At 36.8% G+C, this 21,660-nt stretch carries 25 protein-coding genes; 16 read left to right on the top strand and 9 right to left on the bottom strand.

Going from position 1 to position 21,660, the window contains the following annotated elements; translation table 11 throughout:
• The first annotated feature begins 1 nt into the window (after position 1).
• Positions 2 to 1,279, top strand: coding sequence for a dihydroorotase (locus MTT30_RS05255; protein ID WP_429801231.1), 1,278 nt, complete (start codon positions 2 to 4; stop codon positions 1,277 to 1,279).
• Positions 1,280 to 1,369: 90 nt separating this feature from the next.
• Here MTT30_RS05255 and MTT30_RS05250 read toward each other — a convergent pair whose 3' ends face one another.
• From MTT30_RS05250 to MTT30_RS05235, 4 genes are read right to left on the bottom strand one after another with little or no spacing between them, the layout of a single operon-like run.
• Complete coding sequence (locus tag MTT30_RS05250) at positions 1,370 to 2,659, bottom strand: M28 family peptidase (RefSeq protein ID WP_429801230.1); 1,290 nt, start codon at positions 2,657 to 2,659, stop codon at positions 1,370 to 1,372.
• A 16-nt stretch (positions 2,660 to 2,675) separates the two neighbouring features.
• Entirely contained in the window at positions 2,676 to 2,933 is a 258-nt protein-coding gene (locus MTT30_RS05245) for a heavy-metal-associated domain-containing protein (RefSeq protein WP_087577684.1), read from the bottom strand.
• Positions 2,926 to 3,249 (bottom strand): aryl sulfotransferase, encoded by a 324-nt coding sequence (locus tag MTT30_RS05240; protein WP_087577685.1) that lies wholly within the window; start codon positions 3,247 to 3,249, stop codon positions 2,926 to 2,928. Before MTT30_RS05240 ends, MTT30_RS05245 begins: the two co-directional genes overlap by 8 nt.
• Positions 3,246 to 4,325: a transglutaminase domain-containing protein gene (locus tag MTT30_RS05235; protein ID WP_429801229.1), complete on the bottom strand. Its 1,080-nt coding sequence runs from the start codon at positions 4,323 to 4,325 to the stop codon at positions 3,246 to 3,248. Before MTT30_RS05235 ends, MTT30_RS05240 begins: the two co-directional genes overlap by 4 nt.
• Before the next feature lie 92 nt (positions 4,326 to 4,417).
• On the opposite strand from MTT30_RS05235, the gene MTT30_RS05230 reads away from it, so the two are divergent.
• The 4 genes from MTT30_RS05230 to MTT30_RS05215 all read left to right on the top strand — a co-directional run bounded on the left by MTT30_RS05230 (position 4,418) and on the right by MTT30_RS05215 (position 7,436).
• Positions 4,418 to 4,585 (top strand): hypothetical protein, encoded by a 168-nt coding sequence (locus MTT30_RS05230; protein ID WP_002942642.1) that lies wholly within the window; start codon positions 4,418 to 4,420, stop codon positions 4,583 to 4,585.
• 1 nt (position 4,586) lies between these two features.
• Positions 4,587 to 5,456: a tRNA 5-methoxyuridine(34)/uridine 5-oxyacetic acid(34) synthase CmoB gene (cmoB, locus tag MTT30_RS05225; protein WP_429801816.1), complete on the top strand. Its 870-nt coding sequence runs from the start codon at positions 4,587 to 4,589 to the stop codon at positions 5,454 to 5,456.
• An 8-nt stretch (positions 5,457 to 5,464) separates the two neighbouring features.
• Positions 5,465 to 5,998: a PaaI family thioesterase gene (locus MTT30_RS05220; protein WP_429801228.1), complete on the top strand. Its 534-nt coding sequence runs from the start codon at positions 5,465 to 5,467 to the stop codon at positions 5,996 to 5,998.
• Between the two features lie 187 nt (positions 5,999 to 6,185).
• Positions 6,186 to 7,436, top strand: coding sequence for a major outer membrane protein (locus MTT30_RS05215; protein ID WP_429801227.1), 1,251 nt, complete (start codon positions 6,186 to 6,188; stop codon positions 7,434 to 7,436).
• 171 nt (positions 7,437 to 7,607) lie between these two features.
• Here the strand turns inward: MTT30_RS05215 and MTT30_RS05210 are convergent, their stop codons facing one another.
• Positions 7,608 to 8,210, bottom strand: coding sequence for an MBL fold metallo-hydrolase (locus tag MTT30_RS05210; protein WP_429801226.1), 603 nt, complete (start codon positions 8,208 to 8,210; stop codon positions 7,608 to 7,610).
• Positions 8,211 to 8,330: 120 nt separating this feature from the next.
• Between MTT30_RS05210 and MTT30_RS05205 the strand changes: the two genes are divergently transcribed.
• Genes MTT30_RS05205 through kdsB form a run of 6 tightly spaced genes read left to right on the top strand, consistent with a single transcriptional unit; the run spans position 8,331 to position 13,657 of the window.
• Complete coding sequence (locus tag MTT30_RS05205) at positions 8,331 to 9,068, top strand: NAD+ synthase (protein WP_196086354.1); 738 nt, start codon at positions 8,331 to 8,333, stop codon at positions 9,066 to 9,068.
• A gap of 10 nt (positions 9,069 to 9,078) precedes the next feature.
• Positions 9,079 to 10,209, top strand: coding sequence for a DegT/DnrJ/EryC1/StrS family aminotransferase (locus MTT30_RS05200; RefSeq protein WP_103589556.1), 1,131 nt, complete (start codon positions 9,079 to 9,081; stop codon positions 10,207 to 10,209).
• Positions 10,202 to 11,122, top strand: a complete 921-nt coding sequence (locus tag MTT30_RS05195; RefSeq protein WP_429801225.1) for a tetraacyldisaccharide 4'-kinase — start codon at positions 10,202 to 10,204, stop codon at positions 11,120 to 11,122. The genes MTT30_RS05200 and MTT30_RS05195 overlap by 8 nt, the downstream gene beginning before the upstream one ends.
• Positions 11,123 to 11,172: 50 nt before the next feature.
• Positions 11,173 to 11,487: a divalent cation tolerance protein CutA gene (gene cutA / locus MTT30_RS05190; RefSeq protein ID WP_103618588.1), complete on the top strand. Its 315-nt coding sequence runs from the start codon at positions 11,173 to 11,175 to the stop codon at positions 11,485 to 11,487.
• Positions 11,484 to 12,947 carry a threonine synthase gene (gene thrC / locus MTT30_RS05185; protein ID WP_429801224.1) on the top strand — a complete coding sequence of 488 codons (1,464 nt, stop codon included), beginning with the start codon at positions 11,484 to 11,486 and terminating at the stop codon, positions 12,945 to 12,947. The genes cutA and thrC overlap by 4 nt, the downstream gene beginning before the upstream one ends.
• Positions 12,944 to 13,657: a 3-deoxy-manno-octulosonate cytidylyltransferase gene (kdsB, locus tag MTT30_RS05180; RefSeq protein ID WP_429801223.1), complete on the top strand. Its 714-nt coding sequence runs from the start codon at positions 12,944 to 12,946 to the stop codon at positions 13,655 to 13,657. Before thrC ends, kdsB begins: the two co-directional genes overlap by 4 nt.
• A gap of 105 nt (positions 13,658 to 13,762) precedes the next feature.
• Here kdsB and MTT30_RS05175 read toward each other — a convergent pair whose 3' ends face one another.
• Both MTT30_RS05175 and MTT30_RS05170 read right to left on the bottom strand, forming a co-directional pair.
• Complete coding sequence (locus MTT30_RS05175) at positions 13,763 to 13,936, bottom strand: hypothetical protein (protein WP_429801222.1); 174 nt, start codon at positions 13,934 to 13,936, stop codon at positions 13,763 to 13,765.
• Positions 13,937 to 14,182: a DNA-binding protein gene (locus tag MTT30_RS05170; protein ID WP_072594609.1), complete on the bottom strand. Its 246-nt coding sequence runs from the start codon at positions 14,180 to 14,182 to the stop codon at positions 13,937 to 13,939. It lies immediately after the preceding gene.
• 347 nt (positions 14,183 to 14,529) lie between these two features.
• On the opposite strand from MTT30_RS05170, the gene MTT30_RS05165 reads away from it, so the two are divergent.
• The 4 genes from MTT30_RS05165 to MTT30_RS05150 all read left to right on the top strand — a co-directional run bounded on the left by MTT30_RS05165 (position 14,530) and on the right by MTT30_RS05150 (position 18,331).
• A complete protein-coding gene (locus tag MTT30_RS05165) occupies positions 14,530 to 15,324 on the top strand; it encodes an HrcA family transcriptional regulator (RefSeq protein ID WP_429801221.1) in 795 nt (264 codons plus the stop codon).
• Positions 15,321 to 15,863, top strand: a complete 543-nt coding sequence (gene grpE, locus MTT30_RS05160) for a nucleotide exchange factor GrpE (protein WP_429801220.1) — start codon at positions 15,321 to 15,323, stop codon at positions 15,861 to 15,863. Before MTT30_RS05165 ends, grpE begins: the two co-directional genes overlap by 4 nt.
• Before the next feature lie 35 nt (positions 15,864 to 15,898).
• A complete protein-coding gene (dnaK, locus tag MTT30_RS05155) occupies positions 15,899 to 17,773 on the top strand; it encodes a molecular chaperone DnaK (protein ID WP_087578979.1) in 1,875 nt (624 codons plus the stop codon).
• Between the two features lie 126 nt (positions 17,774 to 17,899).
• Positions 17,900 to 18,331 carry a trehalose-6-phosphate synthase gene (locus tag MTT30_RS05150; RefSeq protein WP_429801219.1) on the top strand — a complete coding sequence of 144 codons (432 nt, stop codon included), beginning with the start codon at positions 17,900 to 17,902 and terminating at the stop codon, positions 18,329 to 18,331.
• A 51-nt stretch (positions 18,332 to 18,382) separates the two neighbouring features.
• Here MTT30_RS05150 and ppk2 read toward each other — a convergent pair whose 3' ends face one another.
• The gene (gene ppk2 / locus MTT30_RS05145) at positions 18,383 to 19,192 is read right to left on the bottom strand and encodes a polyphosphate kinase 2 (RefSeq protein ID WP_087578978.1); all 810 of its coding nucleotides are present in this window, start codon (positions 19,190 to 19,192) and stop codon (positions 18,383 to 18,385) included.
• 105 nt (positions 19,193 to 19,297) lie between these two features.
• Here ppk2 and dsbD point away from each other — a divergent pair, with 105 nt between their 5' ends.
• Entirely contained in the window at positions 19,298 to 21,028 is a 1,731-nt protein-coding gene (gene dsbD, locus MTT30_RS05140; protein ID WP_429801218.1) for a protein-disulfide reductase DsbD, read from the top strand.
• Here dsbD and nth read toward each other — a convergent pair.
• Positions 21,021 to 21,653: an endonuclease III gene (gene nth, locus MTT30_RS05135; RefSeq protein WP_429801217.1), complete on the bottom strand. Its 633-nt coding sequence runs from the start codon at positions 21,651 to 21,653 to the stop codon at positions 21,021 to 21,023. The genes dsbD and nth overlap by 8 nt on opposite strands.
• Positions 21,654 to 21,660 lie beyond the last annotated feature (7 nt).

Below are 21,660 nucleotides of genomic sequence, written 5' to 3'. Positions count from 1 at the left end.
GATGAAAATAGCAATAATTAACGGCACTATCGTAAATAGCGACGAGAAATTTAAGGCAAATATCCTAATAGAAAACGGCAAAATAGCCAAAATCGGAAGTGAGAAATTTGAGGCTGATAAGGTCATAGACGCTACAAATAAGCTAGTCATGCCAGGACTTATCGACATGCACGTGCATTTTCGCGATCCTGGTCAAGAGTATAAAGATGACATCATCTCAGGCTCGCAGGCAGCGGTGGCTGGAGGAGTGACAACCTGCCTTTGCATGGCTAACACAAACCCAGTAAATGACAACGCCTCGATCACAAGGGCGATGATAGAAAAGGCTAAAAACTGCGGGCTGATCGATCTTTTGCCAATTGCAGCCATCAGCAAAGGACTTGGTGGCAACGAGATTGTCGAAATGGGCGATCTTATAGAAGCTGGCGCAGTTGCATTTAGCGACGATGGCCTACCAGTGACTAGCTCAAGCGTGATGAGAGCGGCACTTGAGTATTCAAGTATGTTTGGCAGTTTTTGTATAAGCCACTCAGAGGACTGTTCGCTTTGCAGGCAGGGTGTCATGCACGAGGGTAAAGTCTCGGCGATACTTGGACTTCGTGGCATGGCAAGAGAGAAAGAAGAGATCGCAGTGAGTCGTGACATGCTACTTGCAAAGCTTACTAAAGCACACATCCATATCGCTCACGTAAGCTCGGAGTACTCGCTAAAGATCATCGAAATGGGCAAAAAAGAGGGCATAAACATCACTTGTGAGGCCACACCTCACCACTTTAGCTTTAGTGACGATGAAATTTTGAAAAATGCCTATGATACAAATTTCAAAATGTCACCGCCGCTTCGTGAGATAAGCGATGTAAAAGCGGTGAGAGAGGCACTGAAAAGTGGCCTTATAGACGTCATCGCTACCGATCATGCACCGCACCACACAGACGAAAAGATAGTGGAATTTGACAAGGCACCATTTGGTATCATCGGACTTCAAACTCTTGTGCCGCTTACTTTAAAGCTCGTAAATGAAGGTGTTATAAGTCTAGAGCGCATGGTGGAGCTAACATCTACAAATGCGGCTAAAATGCTAAATTTAAAAGATAAAGGCAGACTTGCAGAAGGCATGCTAGCTGACATTGCGGTGATAGACCCTGAGATCGAGTATGTCTATGATGAGAAGATAAACCGCTCAAAATCTATAAATTCTCCGCTTTTTGGTAAAAAACTAAAAGGCGCGGCGACTATCACGATAAAAAGTGGCAAGATCGTTTATAAGTTTGGAAAATAATCCAAATTTGCTCGCACTTGCGGGTAAATTTGACTTAGACTATTTGATAGATAAAATTTGCTAGAAATTTCTAGCAAATTTTGGTTTGGATTATGAGTTGTATTTTTTAACGATACCGCGAACCACTTTTTCTATAAAAAGTGCAGATTCAACTTCGCAGCATTCTCTTGTTGAGTGAGGAGAGTGGATGTTTGGTCCTATTGAGCAAGCGCTAAGACCCACTTTTTTCTCTAAAAGTACGCCACACTCAAGACCTGCATGCACAGCTGTTATCCTAGCTTCTGGTTTATAAATTTTTAGCTCTTCTAGGATGTCGTTTGCAAATTGATCATTTATAGGTTTCCATGCTGGGTTTCTATCTTTACTTATGATGTTAAAACCAAGCGCTTTTGCAAGCTCAGAAATTTCAAATTCCATTCTATTTAGGCCATCTTTGCTCATTGATCTAGCGAAAAATTCTACTTCAAGCATGCCATCATCTTTAATCTTTGCAAGTGAGAGATTGACACTATCTTGTGGTATGCCTAGCTCGCAGTTATAGGCTCTTACGCCTTGAGAAAATGAGTTAATAAGAGCTAAAATTTTCTCGCCATTTTCTAAAATTTCTTCACCCGTGCCAAGCTTTTTCACACTTAAATTTTTACACTCACTCTTTAGCTCTTTATTGCTTAACACAAGAGCAGTTGCGCCGCTTGGAATAGAGTTGCTTCGTTCGCCACCTTCAAATTTAACAAGCCTGCAGCCATTTTTAGTCACAAATGTAGCCAAAATCTTGATCGCATTTGGGATATTTTTGTGTATCTCATTGCCAGAATGTCCACCTGGTAAGCCGCTCACTTTTACTTCGTAAAGTGTGCTCTCTTTTGTTTTTTTACTATTTAGTGCGATAGTGGCAAATAAATTTATACCACCAGCACAGCCGATAGTGACTCTATCGTCCTCTTCGCTATCTAAATTTAAAAGCTTATCGGCTAAAAGATTGCCACTAAAGCCAGCAGCTCCGACCATACCGACCTCTTCGTTGTTTGTAAAGAGGCACTCAATGTCGTCAAATTCACTTATCATCTGCATCATTATAGCTACGCCGATGCCGTTATCTGCACCAAGAGATGAGTTTTTAGCCCTCATGTAGCCATCATCGCCATAAACTATCTCTATCTTTGGCGCATCGCCCATGCAGACCATATCGTAGTGGCTTTGCAAGCAAATTTTTGGCTTGCCTTTAAACGCATGAATGTTGCCAAAACTATCGACTGCGACCTCACAGCCCTTATCTTTTGCATAGCTAGCTAGAAAATCACGCATCTTATCGGTCTCATAACTGCAGTGTGGTATCGCAGCAAGTGTCTCAAATTTCGTTAGAATTTCACTATTTGACATATTTGCCTCCGTAGATTTATTTTATTTCGCCCTTATAGCCAGTCGCATCGACTGCTTTTAAAAGCTCTTTTTCATCGAGCTTATCATCTGCTATAATGACAGCTTTTCGCTCTTTTAGCGATACATCTGCCTTTTTTACGCCCTCGACGCTAAGAGCAGCCTTTCTAACAATCGCCGTGCAAAGCGGACAGTGCATGCTAGGCACTGAAATTTCTATCTTTTTATCAGCGTAGCTTGCAGCCACCAAAAGGGCTAAAACTAAAATTTTACGCATAAATTTCTCCTAAAAGCTCTGGGTATGTAAGGAGTAAAAGCAAAATCACTCCAAAAAGTATATATACAAGTATCCATTTTTTCTTTTTATAGCTCAGGTTGCAGCTTTTTGGCTTGTAAAATAAAGCAATGCCTGAGATCACAAAGCAAATGACCGCCACGATGCTTAAAGGGACGCGGTATTCGTATAAATTTTGTGTCCAAGATAGAAATGAAAAAGATGTGCCAAAAAGCAGAAAAAGAAGTGCTGGCAAACAGCACAAGGTAGCGCCAATAGCACTACCTATGGATGTTAGTATCAGCCAAAAGGCTCTCATTTTAGCTCTGTTGAGACGTAGTCGTAGCTAAATTCTTTTGGCGAATAGTAGTTTTGTGTGTTGCCATCAACCTCAGCGTATGGATAGCCAAAGTTGTTTAGCGGAGTTTGCTCTGGGGTTGGCTTTAAGATAAAGTCGCGTCCGTAGTTAAAGCCTATCCAGCACATCTCCCAGTTGCCAAAGCAATAGTCCCTAACAGCTTTGATCTTAGCGTCGTCGTTTGTTAATTTCTCGCCCAGTCTTACCTTTGTGACATCTGCTGGATCAACCGGTATCCAACCATAGCCTTTTAGGTAAAATTCAGCCCTGCAGTGCTGTCCGCCTGAAATTTTAGCCACGCCATCTTTTGCGCTGCCCATCTGATCTGAAAATCTAGACTGACCAACTCTGATACCAAAAATTTCTCTTGCAGGGATGCCAACTGATCTACAAAGTCCCACAAAAACAGAGTTTATGTCGGTGCATTTGCCAACTAATTTACCACTTTCAAGTATGGCTTTAACATCGCCTGTGCCACATCCTAGGATGCTGTTATCACGCTCCATAGTGTTTGCAACCCACGTGTAGATCGCTTTTGCACGCTCTAAATCGCCCTTTAAATTTCCAACTATCTCTAACGCTTTTGCTCTTACGACGCCGTCAGTTGGGATGTGTGAGGTTGGTTTTAAAAACTCTAAAACTGCAGGATCAACCTTCTCGTTTGGATCGTAATTTACCTTGCTAAAGTCAGTATTACGCTCTGTTGTTTGGATTTTAAACTGCACATTTAAGATAGGTCTTGGCTCGTTTTCTTCAAAATCAGCATACATTGTAGGTATTAGCGTATCTGAGATATAGACGTTTTTAGCGGTTGTGTTTATGACGTAGTCTTGGGTTAGTTGCTGATAAGTGGTGCTTAGTGGGAGTGGTAGCCAAATTTTTGAGCTTTTGCCCTTTTCAAGCAGCTGGTGTTTGAAATTTACGTCGAAATTTCTAACTACTGGGCTTGCTGGCTCGTCGCTAGCTAGAGTGACACTTGGAAGCAGACTCGCTGCACCTAAAAAACTACTGAATTTAAAAAAATCTCTTCTTTGCATAAAATGCCTTTTTGCTTAATATTAGCCAAACTTGGCTCTAAAACTGCCTGCTATTCTAGCATAAAATTTTTATTTATGATAAAATCCGCCACATGAAAAAGATTATATTTTTAGGCTTTATAGCGCTATTTTGCAATGGTTGTCTTTATATGAATGAGCGTGGAGTTTCGACTCAATACTATAATGATTGTAAAGAGTATTATGACGCGACTGGCACCTACCAAAAAGAGTGTCCGCATAACATCGTCGACTGGAAATAGCGTGGATCTTAGTAAATTTAATGAGCAGCAAAAGCAAATTTATAATAGGATAGAAAATTTAGCAAATTTTGACTGCGAGCTTGAGCTAAAAGATAGTGTAAATGTGAAATTTAAAAATTTAGACCAAGCTAAAAAAGATGAAATTTACAACCTCGCCCTTAGCCTAAAGCCTTGGCGAAAAGGACCATTTTTACTTGATGATATATATATAGATAGCGAGTGGCAAAGTTTTATCAAATTTAATATCTTAGCACCGCATCTAAATTTAGCAGGAAAGTGTATGGCTGATGTTGGTTGCAACAATGGATATTATATGTTTAAGATGCTTGAATACGGTCCAAAAAGCATAACTGGCTTTGATCCTAGCGTGCATACATATTTGCAGTTTAAATTTTTAAACAAATTTATCCACTCAAATATCGCTTATGAGCTTCTTGGCGTTGAGAACTTGCCTGAATACGCAGTAAAATTTGATACGATTTTTTGTCTTGGCGTGATATACCACAGAAGCGATCCTATAAGAATACTAAAAGAGCTAAAAGCCGCGCTAAATCCTGGTGGCGAGCTATTTTTAGATACTATGTATATTGATATGAAGGGCGACTTTGCACTAAGTCCAAAGGATAGGTATTCAAAAATTCCAAATATCTACTTTGTGCCAACGCTTAGCGCGCTTCAAAACTGGTGCGAGAGAGCTAAATTTAGGGATTTTACCTTGCTTGAAACAAAGGCGACTGATCTAAATGAGCAGCGAAAAACGCAGTGGATAGATGGCGAGAGTCTTGGAAATTTCTTAGACCCAAATGATAGTACAAAGACCATTGAGGGCTATCCGGCACCAAAAAGAGCATATGTTAGAGTTAAAATTTAAGGATAAAAATGGCAGAAGAAAATATCTATGATGTAAAAGACGAATCGCAAATAATCTTACCAGAAGATGAAAACCCATTAAGAAACGAGATCAAAACTGCTCTACTTACAAAGCTAAATTTTAGTGGAACGGCATTTTTGCTTGAAAAAAATCACGCAAAGACTAGATTTTTTACTACAGATGATATGATGTGCGACACTGAGGGGCTTATTCATAGTGGATTTATTTTTATGGGCGCAAATCATGCTGCACTTTTAGCTATTAATGAAGAATTTTGCGTTAGTATCGGGGCTAGGATAAATTTCTTTGGACCGCTAAAGCTTGGTGACGTGGTGGAATTTGACGCTCAAGCAAGATTTGAAGAGAGCAGAAAAAGAGAAGTAAAAGTGCTTGGATACGTTAAAGATATAAAAATTTTTGAAGGAGTATTTCAACTTGTCACACTTGAAGAGCATATCTTCTTGGCTCAACAAAAAAATATCCAAAAAGAAGCTGCTATAAGGCAGAAAAAAGAACGAGAAGAAGCTAAGGCTAATAGCTAAAAGTAAGTAAAAATTTTTGATTTTTAATCCCAAATAAAACGAAATTTTAAAAAGACAATCTTTATCTCATTATCCTATTTTGGTAAATAATTGGTAACATTTTTTAAAATTTTAAGGAAAATTAAGCAATAAAATTAATTTTCTATGATAATATCCTTTCAAAACTTTTTATCAAAAGGAGATTTAGATGAAACTTACAAAAGTTAGCTTAGCTGCTTTGGTTGCTTTAGGTGCATTTTCAAGCGTTGCAAGTGCAACTCCACTTGAAGAAGCTATAAAAAATGTAGATCTTTCAGGATTTGCAAGATATCGTTATACAAATGATAGTACTAAAAAAACTAAAGCTGATACTGTAAAGGGTAATAGTGCTGGTCATGCGTTTAGAATGGAGACAGCATTTAAAGCTGCGATAGACGATAACTTCTTTGGTGTTTTAAGACTAAGGTATTCTGCCACTGATGATTCAGGCGATAAAGTAGCAACTGGTACAGATAAAACAAATACAACAAATTCTTTTGGTGTATATGAGATGTATCTAGGATACAAAGTATCTAACACTACTATTACAGCTGGTAAACAACTTATCAAAACTTTCTATGATGATGGTGATATAGCAGCTACTGGTCTAAAAGTGGTAAGTACAGATGTATCTGGTCTTACTTTAACAGCTGCTGCTTATGATGCCATAGAAAACAATAGTGATGAAGTAGATGGACCTTTCCTAAAAGAAGTAACGGATGGTACAAAATTTCATGATGCTCCTGCTAACCTTTATTATTTAGGTGCAGTTGGTAGCTACGACCCAGTATCATTTAAAGTAGCTATTGCAAATCTACAAGAAATAGCAACACTTTATGGTGCTGAAGCAGCATTTAGCTTTAATGTAACTGACGATATAAACCTAAACCTAAAAGGTCAATATGTTTATAGTGATTCAGATCACAAAAAAGTAACTGATGCTGACTTTTGGGCTGTTCAAGCTGGAACAAAACTATTTGGTGCTAAATTTAATGCTGGTTATTTAGAATTTGACGCTAAAAATAGAGATAGAGATACTAGAAATAGCGGTAAAATCGCATTTACATCAATCGATGCAAATGGTCAGCTAATCAACCCAGCTAAAATACTAAATAGCGTAATGAGTGGTGGTGGCAAACAATACTACAATAATATCAAAGGTGACAACGATTACTGGTTTGTTAATGCTGGATATGACATAGATAAATTTGGTCTTGGTGCTGGTTATACTCAAGGTAAAGGCACAAGCTATGCTCTTAATAAAGAGAGAGCAAAAAGAAATGAGTGGTATGCACAAGCTAGCTACAAATATAGCAAAAAACTTAATTTCCTAACTTGGTATGCAGCTGCTAAAGATAAAAAAGATAGCGAAAGCTTTAAACAAAATCGTATAAGATTTGAAGCAAAATATAGCTTCTAAAACCTTTATCCGAGCGAGCTTTCGCTCGGACCTCTTTAAAATTTAATAGACTCCATATAAAATTTTTCTATCTTTTTTGATCGATCCTTAGTTTTATAAAAAATATAAATTTTAAATAGTGATTAAGTGTATTTTAGAAGTTTGAAACTTGAAATTAATACCACCGAAATTTTAGCTATTTTTTACTATATCTATCCAATAATCAATATTATTTTGCTCGGCCTTTAATGTACTGCCTTCTCCGTGCCCTGGATAAAGCGTGAAGTTATCTTTTAAATTTTTACAGTTTCCTAGACTTTTTAACATTTCATTTTTATCTGAAAAAGGAAAATCCCAGCGTCCTATGCTTCCTCTAAATAAAAAATCTCCACTAAACATCATGTCATCTATCTCTATCATCGAGCAACCTGGCGTATGTCCTGGGAAATGATGAAATTTGATGAAAAAATCATCAATGTTAAAATTTTCATCATTATCAACCAAAACATCTGGAGTAAAAGTACTTTTCATATAACCAAAAATATCACTCTCACACATGAAAGCATCAAATTTATTGATATAAACTGGAATTTCTAGCTCATTTTTTAGCTCGCTCACGTCGTAAATATGATCAAAATGCCCGTGAGTGCAAAGGATGGCTTTTAAATTTTTAGTATTTTGCAAAACCCATTCTTTTGCCCCATCTCCAGGATCTATCACTAAAGATGAGTTATCTTTTGTAACTATGTAACAATTAGTGCTAAAATCTCCAAAGCTTTTATGCATTACTCTCATTTTTTACCTTAAATTTATTATTTCTTAAAATTTTACATCTTTTTACTTAAACTTAAAGAAAAATTTTAAATTTACTTAGTATAATTTTTACAAAAGGAAGCAAATCTAGGCAAAGGAAGAATGAAGGAGTATCAAAAGATCGAAGAAACTTTAGTTTTTAGCTTAAAAGATAAAACTAAAGATAAAAATTTGTTGTTGGGTGTTAGTGGAGGTATTGATTCTGCTGTAGTAGCGACTTTGTGCGCAAGAGCAAAACCAAATGAAACTCATGCGCTCATCATGCCAACAGCATCATCAAATAGACAAAATATGGATGACGCCTTAAATTTATGCGAAAAATTAAACATAAAATATAAGGTTTTATCCATAGAGGGTATTTTAAATGCCTTTTACGAAACGATAGATGTAAATTTAAGCAATTTAAGAAAAGGGAATTTAGCAGCTAGAGTTAGAATGAGCTTGCTTTATGATTATTCATCTAGTATAAACGCTCTAGTTATCGGAACAAGCAACAAAAGTGAGCTTATGCTTGGATACGGTACGATATTTGGGGATTTAGCATGTGCAATAAATCCTATCGGAGAGCTTTACAAAAGTGAAATTTTTGAATTTGCAAAACATCTTGAGGTTGATAAAAATTTTATCAACAAAGCACCTTCGGCTGATTTGTGGGATGGACAAAGTGACGAAGGCGACATAGGTTACAGTTATGCTGTTATTGATGAGATTTTAGAAAATTTAGAAAATAACAAGGAGCAAGTCATCAAAAAGTTCGGATTAAAAGCAGTATCGGATATAGAAAATAGAGTTGTTTCAAACAGGTTTAAACGACAAATGCCGTTGATAGTGAAAATTTAAAGGATTAAAGATGAGAGAGATTCCGTTTTATAGACCAACTATCACTGAGCGTGAAAGTGAGCTTATTGAAGAGGCTTTGCACTCTGAAAATACTACTAATATCGTTGCTAGATTTGAAGAGAAGTTAAAAGAGTATTTTGGTGCAAAATTTGTAGTTACCACAAATAATATCGCAGCCGCACACCACTTGGCACTAAGTGCGCTTGATACTAAACGCGGAGATAAGGTTATTTGCTCCATAAATGCTTTTCCTAGCATTGCACAAGCTGTTAGACATTTTGATGCTGAACCTATTTTTGTGGATGTTGATGAAGAAGATTTTAACATCTGCCCAGACGCCCTTGAGAAAGTGCTAAAAGAGCAAAATCACAAAAAATTAAAATGTGCTTTTATCTCTCATATCGCAGGTCAAAGTGCTAGGATGGATGAGATAACGGCGGTTTGTGAGAAATACGGTGTAAAAATTTTAGATGATGCAAATCGCGGTATGGGACTAACATACAATGGCAAAAAGGTTGGTTCAGACTCCTTTTTGTCATGCTTTCAAACACATTCGCGTGTGCAAAATCCTATATCAACGGTTGGATTTTTTACGACAAATGATGAGGAAATTTATAAAAGAGCAAAACTACTTCGCAACTATGCTCTTGTAAATGGCATTGATAAATTCGGTAGCTTGAGTTATATTTATGATGTCGTTGATATTGGCTTAAAGTATGATATAAACTCGATAAATGCAGCATTTTCTATTGCGCAGCTAGAAAGAACAGATAAGCTCATACAAAGAAGACAAGAGATCGCAAAAATTTATGATAAAGAGATTGGCGAGTGCCATAATATAACAATCCCTGTCAAAAAACGTGAACACATTTATACTCAGTATATTATTAAGATAAATAAAAATCGAGATGGCTTTGCTAGAGAGCTTTTGGAGCACGGAATTCACACATCATTGCACTACATACCGATACATTTACTAAGCTATTACAAAAATAAATACTCACTTAAAGTAAATGATTTTCCAAATGCTTTAAAAAATTATCAGCAAGTGTTGTCATTGCCTATTTATCATAGTCTGAGTGACGAAGAGGTGCAATACATCTGCAACAAAGTAAAAGAAATTTCTAAAACTCGTGTTTAAGAAATTAAATATTTTCTTGCATACTTGGGCGAATGACTACTTCTTTCGCCCAAATTTCTTTCAAATTCTACTAGCATTTTTACTTTTGCCACTAAGTTTTATCTATTTTCTTATTGTTGTGCTTAAGAAATTTACTGCTAGAAAAATAGACTTTGGCATAAAGATAATAAGCGTGGGAAATTTGACACTTGGAGGAAGCGGGAAGACTCCACTTTGCGTGGCAATTGCTAAAAATTACGAGGGCGCTTTTATCATTCTTAGAGGCTATAAAAGAAAAAGCAAAGGCATGCAAGTTGTCGCTCGAAATGGCGAAATTTTACTTGACGTAACAGCAAGTGGCGATGAGGCGATGATATATGCTACAAGTCTTAAAAACGCAAATGTGATAGTAAGCGAAGATAGGAAAGTAGCTATAAAATATGCCAAAGAGCATGGCGCAAAGTATATTTTGCTAGATGACGGATTTTCTAAATTTGACATAGCTAAATTTGATATCTTGGTGCGTCCAAATCCAGAGCCAAGGCTAAAATTTTGTCTGCCAAGTGGAGCTTATAGATATCCATTTAGCTTTTATAAATTTGCTGATTTTATAGCGATTGAAGGGCAAACTCATTTTAGAAAGAGTGAAATTTTAAATAAAAGCGAAAAAATGGTTCTAGTTACCGCCATAGCAAACCCAGAGCGCCTTAAGCCATTCTTTGATGAGTGCGTAGCTCAAGTCTTTTTTCCTGACCATTATAATTTTTCAAAAGATGAGCTAGAAGAGATTTTAAAAAGATATGGTGCCACCTCGCTTTTGATGACGCAAAAGGACTATGTAAAGGCAAAAGATTTTGGTTTACCAGTATCGCTTATAACGCTTGAAGTTACGCTAAGTGAAGAGTTTAAAAAGGTTTTGGCACAGCAAATTTAAGTCCATTTTGTTATAATGAGCCACTTTTTAAAAGGAAATTTTGGATCAAAATGAGAATTTTAATCACCTCGGTCGCAAAGAAAAAAGAGGCAAAAAAACTAAGTAAAAAGCTCGTAAAAAAGAGCCTTGCAGCTTGTGTGAGTAGCTTTAGCGCAAAAAGCATTTATCTTTGGCAAGAGAAGCTTTGCGATGGAAAAGAGCAAATTTTATTCATAAAAACAGACGAGAAATTTAAAAAAGTAGCTAAATTTATAAGAAAGCACCACAGCTACGAAACCCCAGAAATTTTGGCACTTAGGCCAAAAGAGGTCTTTAAAAAATATGAAAATTGGATAAAAAAATCAACCAAAAAAGGTAAAAAATGAGACTAACACCAACTAGAAGCGTGAAAGACGAAAAGACAAAAAATGTAAATTTAAGCACAGCCATGCTTAGTCCAAGCTCCGCTCATGGCGGACTTTATGCGCCAAAAAAGCTTCCAAAAATAACAAAATCAAAATGGCAAGAGCTCTCACAATTAAGCTACGAGAAGCTCGCACTTTATATCATATCACTATTTAAATTTGATGTGCCAGAGGCATTTTTCAAAAAAGCGGTTAAGAGATACGCGAGTTTTGACAATCCAAAACATCCAGTTATTTTTAAAAAAATAGATAAAAATTTATACGTAAATGAGTTATATCACGGTCCAACTAGGGCTTTTAAGGATATGGCGCTTCAGCCTTTTGGCTCGCTGCTTAGCCAGCTAGCAAAAGAAAGAGGCGAAAGATACCTTATCATGTGCGCAACTAGCGGCGACACGGGCCCTGCGACACTTCAGACTTTTGCAAATGACGAAAATATCAAGGTCGTTTGCCTCTATCCAGATGGCGGCACGAGCGAGGTTCAAAAACTACAAATGCAGACCATGCAGGGTGAAAATTTAAAGGTTTTTGGCATAAAAGGCGACTTTGACGACGCCCAAAGAGCACTTAAAACGCTGCTTGCAAATGATAAATTTAAGGCCGAGCTTAAGAAAAAGCGTCTTAAACTAAGCGCGGCAAACTCGGTAAATTTTGGCAGAATTCTCTTTCAGATCATCTATCACGCCTACGCTTACGCAAATTTGCTAAAACAAAAAGCACTTAAAGCAAACGAGAGCTTTGACATCATCGTGCCAAGTGGGAATTTTGGCAACGCTCTTGGGGCGTATTACGCTAAAAAAATGGGCGCAAGGATCGGTAAGATCAAGATCGCCTCGAATGCAAACAATATCTTGACGCAGTTTTTTACTACCGGCGTTTACGACCTCAGGGACAAAAAACTAGTTAAGACGATAAGTCCGGCGATGGACATTTTGATCAGCTCAAATGTCGAGCGCTTGCTATTTGATAAATTTGGTAGCGTTAGAACCAATGAACTCATGCAAAGCCTAGCTAAAGATAAATCTTATAAACTTAGCAAGCAGGAGCTTGAAGCGCTAAAAGAGGACTTTGAGGCTAGCTGGTGCGACGACAAAGAGTGCGAGGCATACATCGCAAAGCTCGCAAAAGGCGGCTACGCGATCGATCCACATACGGCTACTTGCTTTAAAATGGTAGATGCTGGCCGCATAAACGTCATCACATCGACCGCGCACTGGGTGAAATTTACGCCAAGCATGATCAAAGCGTGCCAGATCAAAGATACAAAAGATGAAAAAGATGCGCTCGCAAAGACCGCTAAAATCTTAAACGATAGCGTGCCAAGCTCGATAAACTCGCTATTTAGCACGAAAATTTTACACAAAAATATCATAAAAGAGGACGAGATCGAAAAGTGCGTCCTAGAATGGATCGAGCGATGATAATCATCCCAGCCCGCCTTGCCTCAACAAGGTTTAGTAATAAAATTTTAAAAGAGATAAATGGCGTGCCGATGTTTGTGGCGACGGCTCTTAGAGTAAGCGGCGTGGACGATGTGGCGGTTGCTGTTGATGAGCCAAGCGTGCTAGAGATCGCCAAGGCTCACGGCATAAAAGCTGTACTAACTAGCAAAGATCATCAAAGTGGCACTGACAGGATAAACGAAGCGGCGCAAATTTTGGGATTAAATGAGAGCGAGATCATCATAAATGTTCAGGCTGATGAGCCATTTATTGAGCCTGAAAATATCGCTAAATTTAGGGCATTTTGCGAGCAAAAGAAAGGGAAAGCCTTCATGTTTTCTTGCTATAAAAGGATGGACGATGAGTTTGCAGATGATAAAAATTTAGTCAAAGTGGTGACTGATTTTGAGGGCTATGCGCTTTATTTTTCAAGATCAAGGATACCATTTAACAGAAGCGAGTGTAAAAGCTATAAAGCGCATCTAGGCATCTATGGATACAGCGTAAAAAGCTTAAAAGAGTTTTGTGCTCTTATGTCTTCAAGCCTTGAAAATACCGAAAAACTCGAGCAGCTACGCGCCTTAGAAAATGGTAAAAAGATAGCGATGCTAGAGGTTGAGAGCCAAAGTATCGGCATCGATAGCGAAGAGGACTACCAAAGAGCGCTAGCTAAATTTGGTGAGAAATAAGTCGGCAAATTCTCTTTAAATAGAGTCAATATTTAAGGAGAATTTATCTAAATTATTAATCTTTAAATGCAGTAAAAAATATTTTTCTACTCAAATAATATAAAACTAATTTTTCTTGTTTTTTATTTTTTTAATTCTGTCTTTAACTACGTAAAATTTTAAAATTGCACTCGAGTAAAAGTCTTTATAAAAACCTAAAAATTTAGGCTCTTTTTTAGTGCAGATAGCTGCAAATACGCTCTCAAGGTCTATTCTCTCTTTTTGTGTCAAATTTTCCATCTATTTTCCTAACAACTTTCTCATCTTATTGATAACAAATAATATTTCATCATCGTCAAGCTCACATAGTAGCTTACAAACTGCAGCAGCAGCTTGTGGCTTTGAGTTGCCAAGCCTCCAATCTTGATATGTTCTCATTGGTACACCAAGCTCTTCTGCCATTTTTGCTTGTGAAATTTTCTTACCGATATTTTTTGCTTCAACTGCATTGTGAAGCAAATTAAATATATCACTTGTTTCAATCATTAAAGTATTATACGGATTATTTTATTAAATATACATAAAATAATATATAAATAATAGTAATACGTATAAATAAATTAAAATATATTATATATTATACTATAAAACATTATATTAATACGTAAAAACGTATAAAAACATTAGAACATAGAAGCAATATAAAAGACTTTTAAATTTGTTTAATTATTTTTTGTAATTTTATTTTCGGAAAGGCTTATACAATTAATATTAAATAAGCTTAGTTATATAGACTAAAGATACATAAATAAATTATTTTAACTTAAATACTTGACATTAATAAACTAAAGTTGTATAATCCGCTTAGCAATTAAAAAGAAAGAGTGCTAAAAGTGAGTAAAACAAATAAACGCGATTTGATACTAAATTCTATCATTGAAGCCTATTTGCAGAACAATGCGCCTATTGGCTCAAACGAGCTTGGCTCTCGCATGAGTATGGCGATACCGGCATCTACGATACGTGTTTATTTCAAAAAGCTTTCAGATGAGGGCGAGATCACAAAGCTTCACATCAGTGGTGGCAGGATCCCAACTATCGCTGCGATGAGGAGATATTGGAGTGAAATTTTTGCTGAAAGCGACATAAATTTAGAGATAAATGATTCAAGAAGCTTAAAAATGCTCTGTGATGAATTTGAGCTTTATTGTATGATTTTTGGCACAATCGATAAGGAGTTGCTAGAAATTTTAAATTTAAATGATAGGTATCTGGTTTTAAATTTTAGTGGCGATGAGATCGTCATCAAATTTGATGCTAGGATGTATAAATTTTTAAACAACCTTATCGGAGTTAGTTTAGACAAGCTTGAGCTTATCTGCTCTCAAGTTGGCTTAAGCGAACTAAAAAACAAGATAAGAGAGCTTAAAAGGACCAAAGTTTATTTCCAAGAAAATGAAATTTTGGCCTTTAATATGTTTAAAGATAGTCGTTTTAAGATGATTTTTGACCCTAGCTTTAGTTTGCAAATGGATGATAAGTTGGCATTTTCTCCACTGTTTGATGAAAATTTTATGGGTCTTAAATTTAATGCAAACTACCTTGGTAGTGAAGCTCAGATGATCTGTGCTGGCAGTATTTATACTGACTATGTGAAATTTCTAAATCTAATAAAGGAGGCCGCGTGAGCGAGGAAGTAAAAGAACAAAACACACCGGAAACTGAACCTGTGCAAGAGCTAGCTAGTGATAGCGTAAATTTGGATGCACTTGGTGATATTTCAAAGGTGGAAAAGCTCGAAAAAGAACTTGGCGAGATCACTGATAAATATTATAGAGCAAATGCTGAGTTTGAAAACATGAAAAAGCGCTATGAAAAAGAGAAGGCAGACATTGCAAATTTTGCAAATGAGAAATTTGCCAGGGACTTGCTTCCAGTTATTGATGCGCTCGAAATGGCAGCAAATTTTGACCCAGAGGATGATGAATTTGCCAAAAAGATCAAAGAAGGTATTTTGATAACTATAAATCAGTTTAAAAAATGTTTTGAAAAGCATGGCGTAAGCGAGATACCAACTGATACTGAGTTTGATCCAAGCGTGCACAATGCCGTTTTAAGGGTCGATAGCGAAGAGAAGCAGAGTGGTCAAATCGTACAAGCTTTGCAAAAAGGCTATATGATAAATGGTAGGGTCTTGCGCCCAGCTATGGTCAGTGTGGCAAACTAAATTTATAAAAATAAAATCTAATAAAAAGGAAAAATATGTCAAAAGTTATAGGTATAGACTTAGGTACAACAAACTCTTGTGTGAGCGTTTTTGAGCGTGGCGAGAGCAAGGTTATCCCAAACAAAGAGGGTAAAAACACGACTCCATCTGTTGTTGCTTTCACAGACAAAGGTGAAATTCTAGTAGGTGACGTTGCAAAACGTCAAGCAGTTACAAACCCTGAGAAAACGATATATTCTATCAAACGTATCATGGGTTTGATGAGCAATGAAAAAAATGCTGAAGAGGCAAAAAGCCGCTTACCATATCACGTCGTAGATAGAAATGGCGCTTGCGCAGTTGAGATCGCTGGTAAGGTTTACACTCCACAAGAAATTTCAGCAAAAATTCTTATCAAACTAAAAGAAGACGCTGAAGCATACCTTGGTGAAAAGGTAACAGATGCGGTTATTACTGTGCCAGCTTACTTTAATGATAGCCAAAGAAAAGCTACAAAAGAGGCTGGAACGATCGCGGGACTAAACGTACTTCGTATCATCAACGAGCCAACAGCAGCAGCACTTGCTTATGGTCTTGATAAAAAAGAGGCTGAGAAAATTTTAGTTTATGACCTAGGTGGTGGTACATTTGACGTTACAGTGCTAGAGACTGGTGATAATATCGTTGAAGTTTTGGCAACTGGCGGTAACGCATTCTTAGGCGGTGATGACTTTGATAACAAGATCATTGACTGGCTAGTAAGCGAGTTTAAAAATGAAAATGGCATTGATCTAAAAGGCGATATCATGGCACTTCAGCGTTTAAAAGAAGCGGCAGAAAACGCTAAAAAAGAGCTAAGCTCAGCTCAAGAGACTGAGATAAATTTACCATTTATCACAGCTGATGCAACTGGTCCAAAACACCTTGTTAAAAAGCTAACTCGTGCTAAATTTGAGGGCATGATCGACTCACTTGTGGGCGAGACTATCACTAAGATAAACGAGGTAACAAAAGACGCTGGTTTAAATAAAAGCGACATCAAAGAGGTCGTAATGGTCGGTGGTTCAACTCGTGTGCCACTAGTTCAAGAAGAGGTTAAAAAGGCATTTGGTAAAGAGCTAAATAAGAGTGTTAATCCAGATGAAGTCGTAGCTATCGGTGCTGCTATCCAAGGTGCGGTCATAAAAGGCGATGTTAAAGATGTGCTACTTCTTGACGTTACTCCACTTAGCCTTGGTATCGAAACACTTGGCGGCGTGATGACAAAGATCATCGAAAAAGGCACAACCATACCAACTAAGAAAAGCCAAGTCTTCTCAACTGCTGAAGATAACCAAAGTGCCGTTACTATTATGGTTTTACAAGGTGAGCGTGAGTTTGCAAGAGATAATAAGTCACTTGGAAATTTCAACCTTGAAGGCATTCCAGCAGCTCCAAGAGGTGTTCCTCAAATAGAAGTTGAGTTTGACATTGACGCAAACGGAATTTTAACTGTTTCAGCAAAAGATAAAGCAACTGGCAAAGCTCAAAACATCACTATCTCTGGATCAAGCGGCTTAAGCGAAGAAGAGATAAACAACATGGTAAAAGATGCTGAGCTTCATAAAGAAGAGGACAAAAAGCGCAAAGACGCAGTTGAAGCTAGAAACCAAGCTGACGCACTAGTTCATCAAACTGAAAAAAGCATGAGCGAGCTTGGCGAGAAAGTTCCAGCTGAGGATAGAAGTAACATCGAAGCTGCGTTAAATGATCTAAAAGAGGTCTTAAAAGATGAAAATTCTTCAAAAGAGCAAATCGATGCTAAAGTAGAAGCTCTAAGCAAAGCTAGCCATAAACTAGCAGAAGCTATGTATAAAAAAGATGAAAACGCTGGAGCAAACGGCGGAAATAATAAAAAAGACGACGACGTTATAGACGCTGAAGTCGAGTAAAACTCCTAGAGCAGGGCACTTGCCTTGCTCTTTTATAAATTTATCTTCATAAATTCTTAAAATTGATTTAAAATAAGCAGTTTAAATAGTTAAAATTTATATAATGCCAAACAAAAAGGCTAAAAAATGTACTTATTTTTTTTGATTACTCATTTAATTTGTGCCATTGTATTTATAGGATACGTATTTTTCGATGTTTGCATATATCCAGTTGCTAAAAAAACGGTTGATGCTAAAACCCTTGAAATAGTTAAAAAAGCCTACACAAAAGGCAGCGCAAAGGTTTTTGGCACGGCATTTTTATTGCTTTTAATAAGCGGCACTTATATGGCAAAAGACTATTTTGGAGGTGAGCTTGGCTGGTGGCAAAGCAACTTTCAAAAGCTACTACTTGTAAAAATTTTTGTTTTACTTATAATGTGCCTTGTAACTTTTATCTCTGTTTTTAATGTCGTTATTTTAAAAAAGCCTGATCCATTTGGTAAATTTTCACATTTAATAGCTCTAGTGCTTTGCATGATAATGGTCATTTTGGCAAAAGTAATGTGGTGGGCTTAAAAATTTAGCTAGCAAATCTAAGTAAATCGCCAGCTAGAAGTTAAAAATTCTTTAATCGATACTCTTTAACTTATCTTTATTTAGCCCTTCTTCTATGCGCTTTATCTCTTCACTTCCGTCTCTTACGACGTTTTTGTCAAATTCCAAGTAGTCATTTATCTTTTTTGGATATTCAACGTGACTTAGGATAAATTTAAAGACATTTAGCCTAGCTTCTTTTTTGTTATCACTTGAGACAATGACCCATGGCGAAATGCTATTGTGAGAGGCAAGAAGCATCGAATATTTAGCGATAGAGTACTGATCCCAAAGTTCTTGTGCTTTTTGATCAACGGGTGAAATTTTAAATTGCTTTAATGGATCATTTTGCCTCTCTTTGAAGCGTTTTTTCTGCTCATCCTTTGTGATTGATAGATAAATTTTAAAGAAAATTATGCCGGAGTTTATGATCATCTCTTCAAATTTTGGTACTTCACGTAAAAATTCCTTATGCTCTGCTTGCGTGCAAAAGCCCATCACTGGCTCAACACCAGCTCTATTGTACCAGCTTCTATCAAAGATCACGATCTCTCCAGCACTTGGCAGATGAGTCACATATCTTTGAAAATACCACTGCGTTTTTTCGACATCACTTGGCTTAGCAAGCGCTACTATACGGCAACCCCTTGGATTTAGATGCTCAGTTAGGCGTTTTATCGTTCCGCCTTTGCCGGCTGCGTCGCGTCCTTCCATTAGCATAAGTACTCTAAGGCCTTTTTCTTTTACGTAATTTTGAAATTTTAAAAGTTCAATTTGAAGCAGTCTAAGCTCTTCCTCGTAGCCAAGTTTCTCGCTTTTTTGGTGTTTTTTGTCTTTTGACATCTTTGCTCCTTTAAAATTTCACATATTTTCACGATTTTACAATAAAATAGAATAAATTTAAGAATTTAGACTAAAATCATCTTTTTTAATTTAGCAAGGATTAGTATGTTTTTAAAATTTCTTTTTTCGATTATTTTATTTGCAGGCTCGCTTTTTGCCGAGGTTTTAGATGTTAGCAAAGCCTTTGTTTTAACTCCAAGCGTTGATAGTCAAAATGTTGAAGTGAAGTTTAACTTTGGTGAAAATATCTATCTTTATAAAGAGAGTTTTGAGATTAAGCTAGCTGGCAAAAAGATAAATGAGCTATTAAATTTGCCAAGTAGTGAAAATACGGGAGAATATGAAATTTATCCAAAAGATTTTTCGATTTTTATCCCATTAAATTTAGTAAAAGAAAATCTTTCAAATGGCAAAGCAATACTTGACATTAACTATCAAGGCTGTGCTAAAAACGGCATTTGCTACCGTCCACAAAGTAAAATTTATGAGATAACTGACCAAGCTGGAAAATTTAGCATCGCCACTTTTAAAAAAGAACAAAAAAACGATGCCGACAGCTTTGCTGAAGAATTTTCTAGCGAGCAAGATATTGCAAATGGGCTTGGAGATAAAAATTTCTTTATCTCACTTCTTACTTTTTTTGGTTATGGTCTCTTGCTTTCACTAACACCTTGTGTCTTTCCGATGATACCGATACTTTCAAGCATAATCGTCTCAAAAGGCGCTAATTTAAATGCAAAAAAAGGCTTTTTATTATCATTCATTTATGTTGTCGCGATGAGCCTAGCTTATGCACTAGCTGGAGTGGCAGCTAGCCTACTTGGCTTTGGCATCGCAGGCGCTTTGCAAAATATCTATGTGCTTGGCACTTTTGCAGCCATTTTTGTCATTTTAAGCTTTAGCATGTTTGGATTTTATGATATAAAATTGCCAGCAAAATTTGAAAATTTGATAAGTAAAAAATCGCAAAATAGTTCAGGCTATGTTGGAATTTTTATTATGGGTTTTGCCTCAGCTCTCATAGTATCACCTTGCGTAGCAGCACCATTAGCTGGTGCGCTTCTTTATATCGCTCAAAGTGGAAATGTCTTTTATGGTGGCATTATGCTTTTTGTCATGGGGCTTGGTATGGGTGTGCCGCTACTTATTATCGGGCTAAGCTCTGGAAAGCTCTTGCCAAAACCTGGTAGCTGGATGGATGAAGTGAAAAAATTCTTTGGTTTTTTAATGCTCATAATGGCGATTTGGATCCTTTCGCGTGTGCTCGGAGAATTTTTTGAGCTATTAGGATATGGCATTATAGGCGTTTTTATGGCGGTTTATTTTGGGGCATTTGAAGTAGCAGAGCAAAGCTGGACTAAGTTTAAAAAAGCGTTTTTTATCCTAGTTTTTATATATTCAGTTATGTTAATAGTTGGTTCATTTTTAGGCTCAAAGGAGGCTTTTTCTCCGCTTTCTGGACTAAATTTGGCAAAAAGTGATAGTGCGTTAAAATTTAATTCCGTTAAAAATTTAGATGAACTAAATGAGATAATAAAAAACTCAAAGAAGCCCGTTTTAGTAGATTTTTATGCTGATTGGTGTGTAAGCTGCAAAGAGATAGAAAAGATCACTTTTAAAGATAGTGGTGTTATAGATGCTTTGGCAAATTTTGCACTTATTCGTATCGATGTAACAAATGGCGGATCACAAAATGATGAGATGCTAAGAAATTTTGGACTTATTGATCCGCCTGCACTCTTGTTATTTAGTGGTGGCGATGAGCTAAAATTTCTTAGAACTATCGGCTTTATAGATGCTAAAAATTTTCTAGCAAAGCTTGAGAAAATTAAATAATCTTGTCCTTGCTGTTACAAAGATCATTTAAGATACACTCATGGCAAAGTGGCTTTTTGGCTTTACAGGTATAACGTCCAAAGAGCACCATGGCTTGATGAAGCTTACCAAGATCTGTTTTAAAGGCATGGCTAAGATCAGCTTCAGTAGCTTCTGGCGTTTTTGCATGACTAAGATCAAGTCTGTGCGCCACTCTAAAAACGTGCGTATCAACAGCCATAACATTTGCATTTGTAGCTTCTAAAAGTACGACATGAGCGGTCTTTTGTCCAACTCCAGCAAGCGCTTTTAGCTTCTCTTCATCAAGCGGAATTTCTCCATTATAAAGCTCAACCACGCTGTTTGCCATTTTGATTAAATTTACTGCCTTGTTATTAAAAAAGCTGCACGAGTTTATCATGAGTTTTAGACTTGCTAAATTTGCGCTAGCTAGCTCAAAAACGTCTTTATACGCCTCAAATAGGGCAGGTGTGATCAAATTTACCCTTTTGTCGGTGCACTGAGCTGATAACATGACGCAGACAAGTAGCTCATATAAATTTCTAAATTTAAGCTCGCTTTTGGCGTCTTTAAACTCTTCTAGGAGCCTTCTTTTTATCTCTAAAATATTTTTTTTTGTTCTCATTTTCGTA

Source organism: Campylobacter concisus (assembly GCF_050447445.1).
GTDB classification, from domain to species: Bacteria; Campylobacterota; Campylobacteria; order Campylobacterales; family Campylobacteraceae; genus Campylobacter_A; species Campylobacter_A concisus_BI.
The sequence above is the reverse complement of the archived record's forward strand: the minus strand, read 5'-3'. Positions and strand labels throughout refer to the sequence as shown.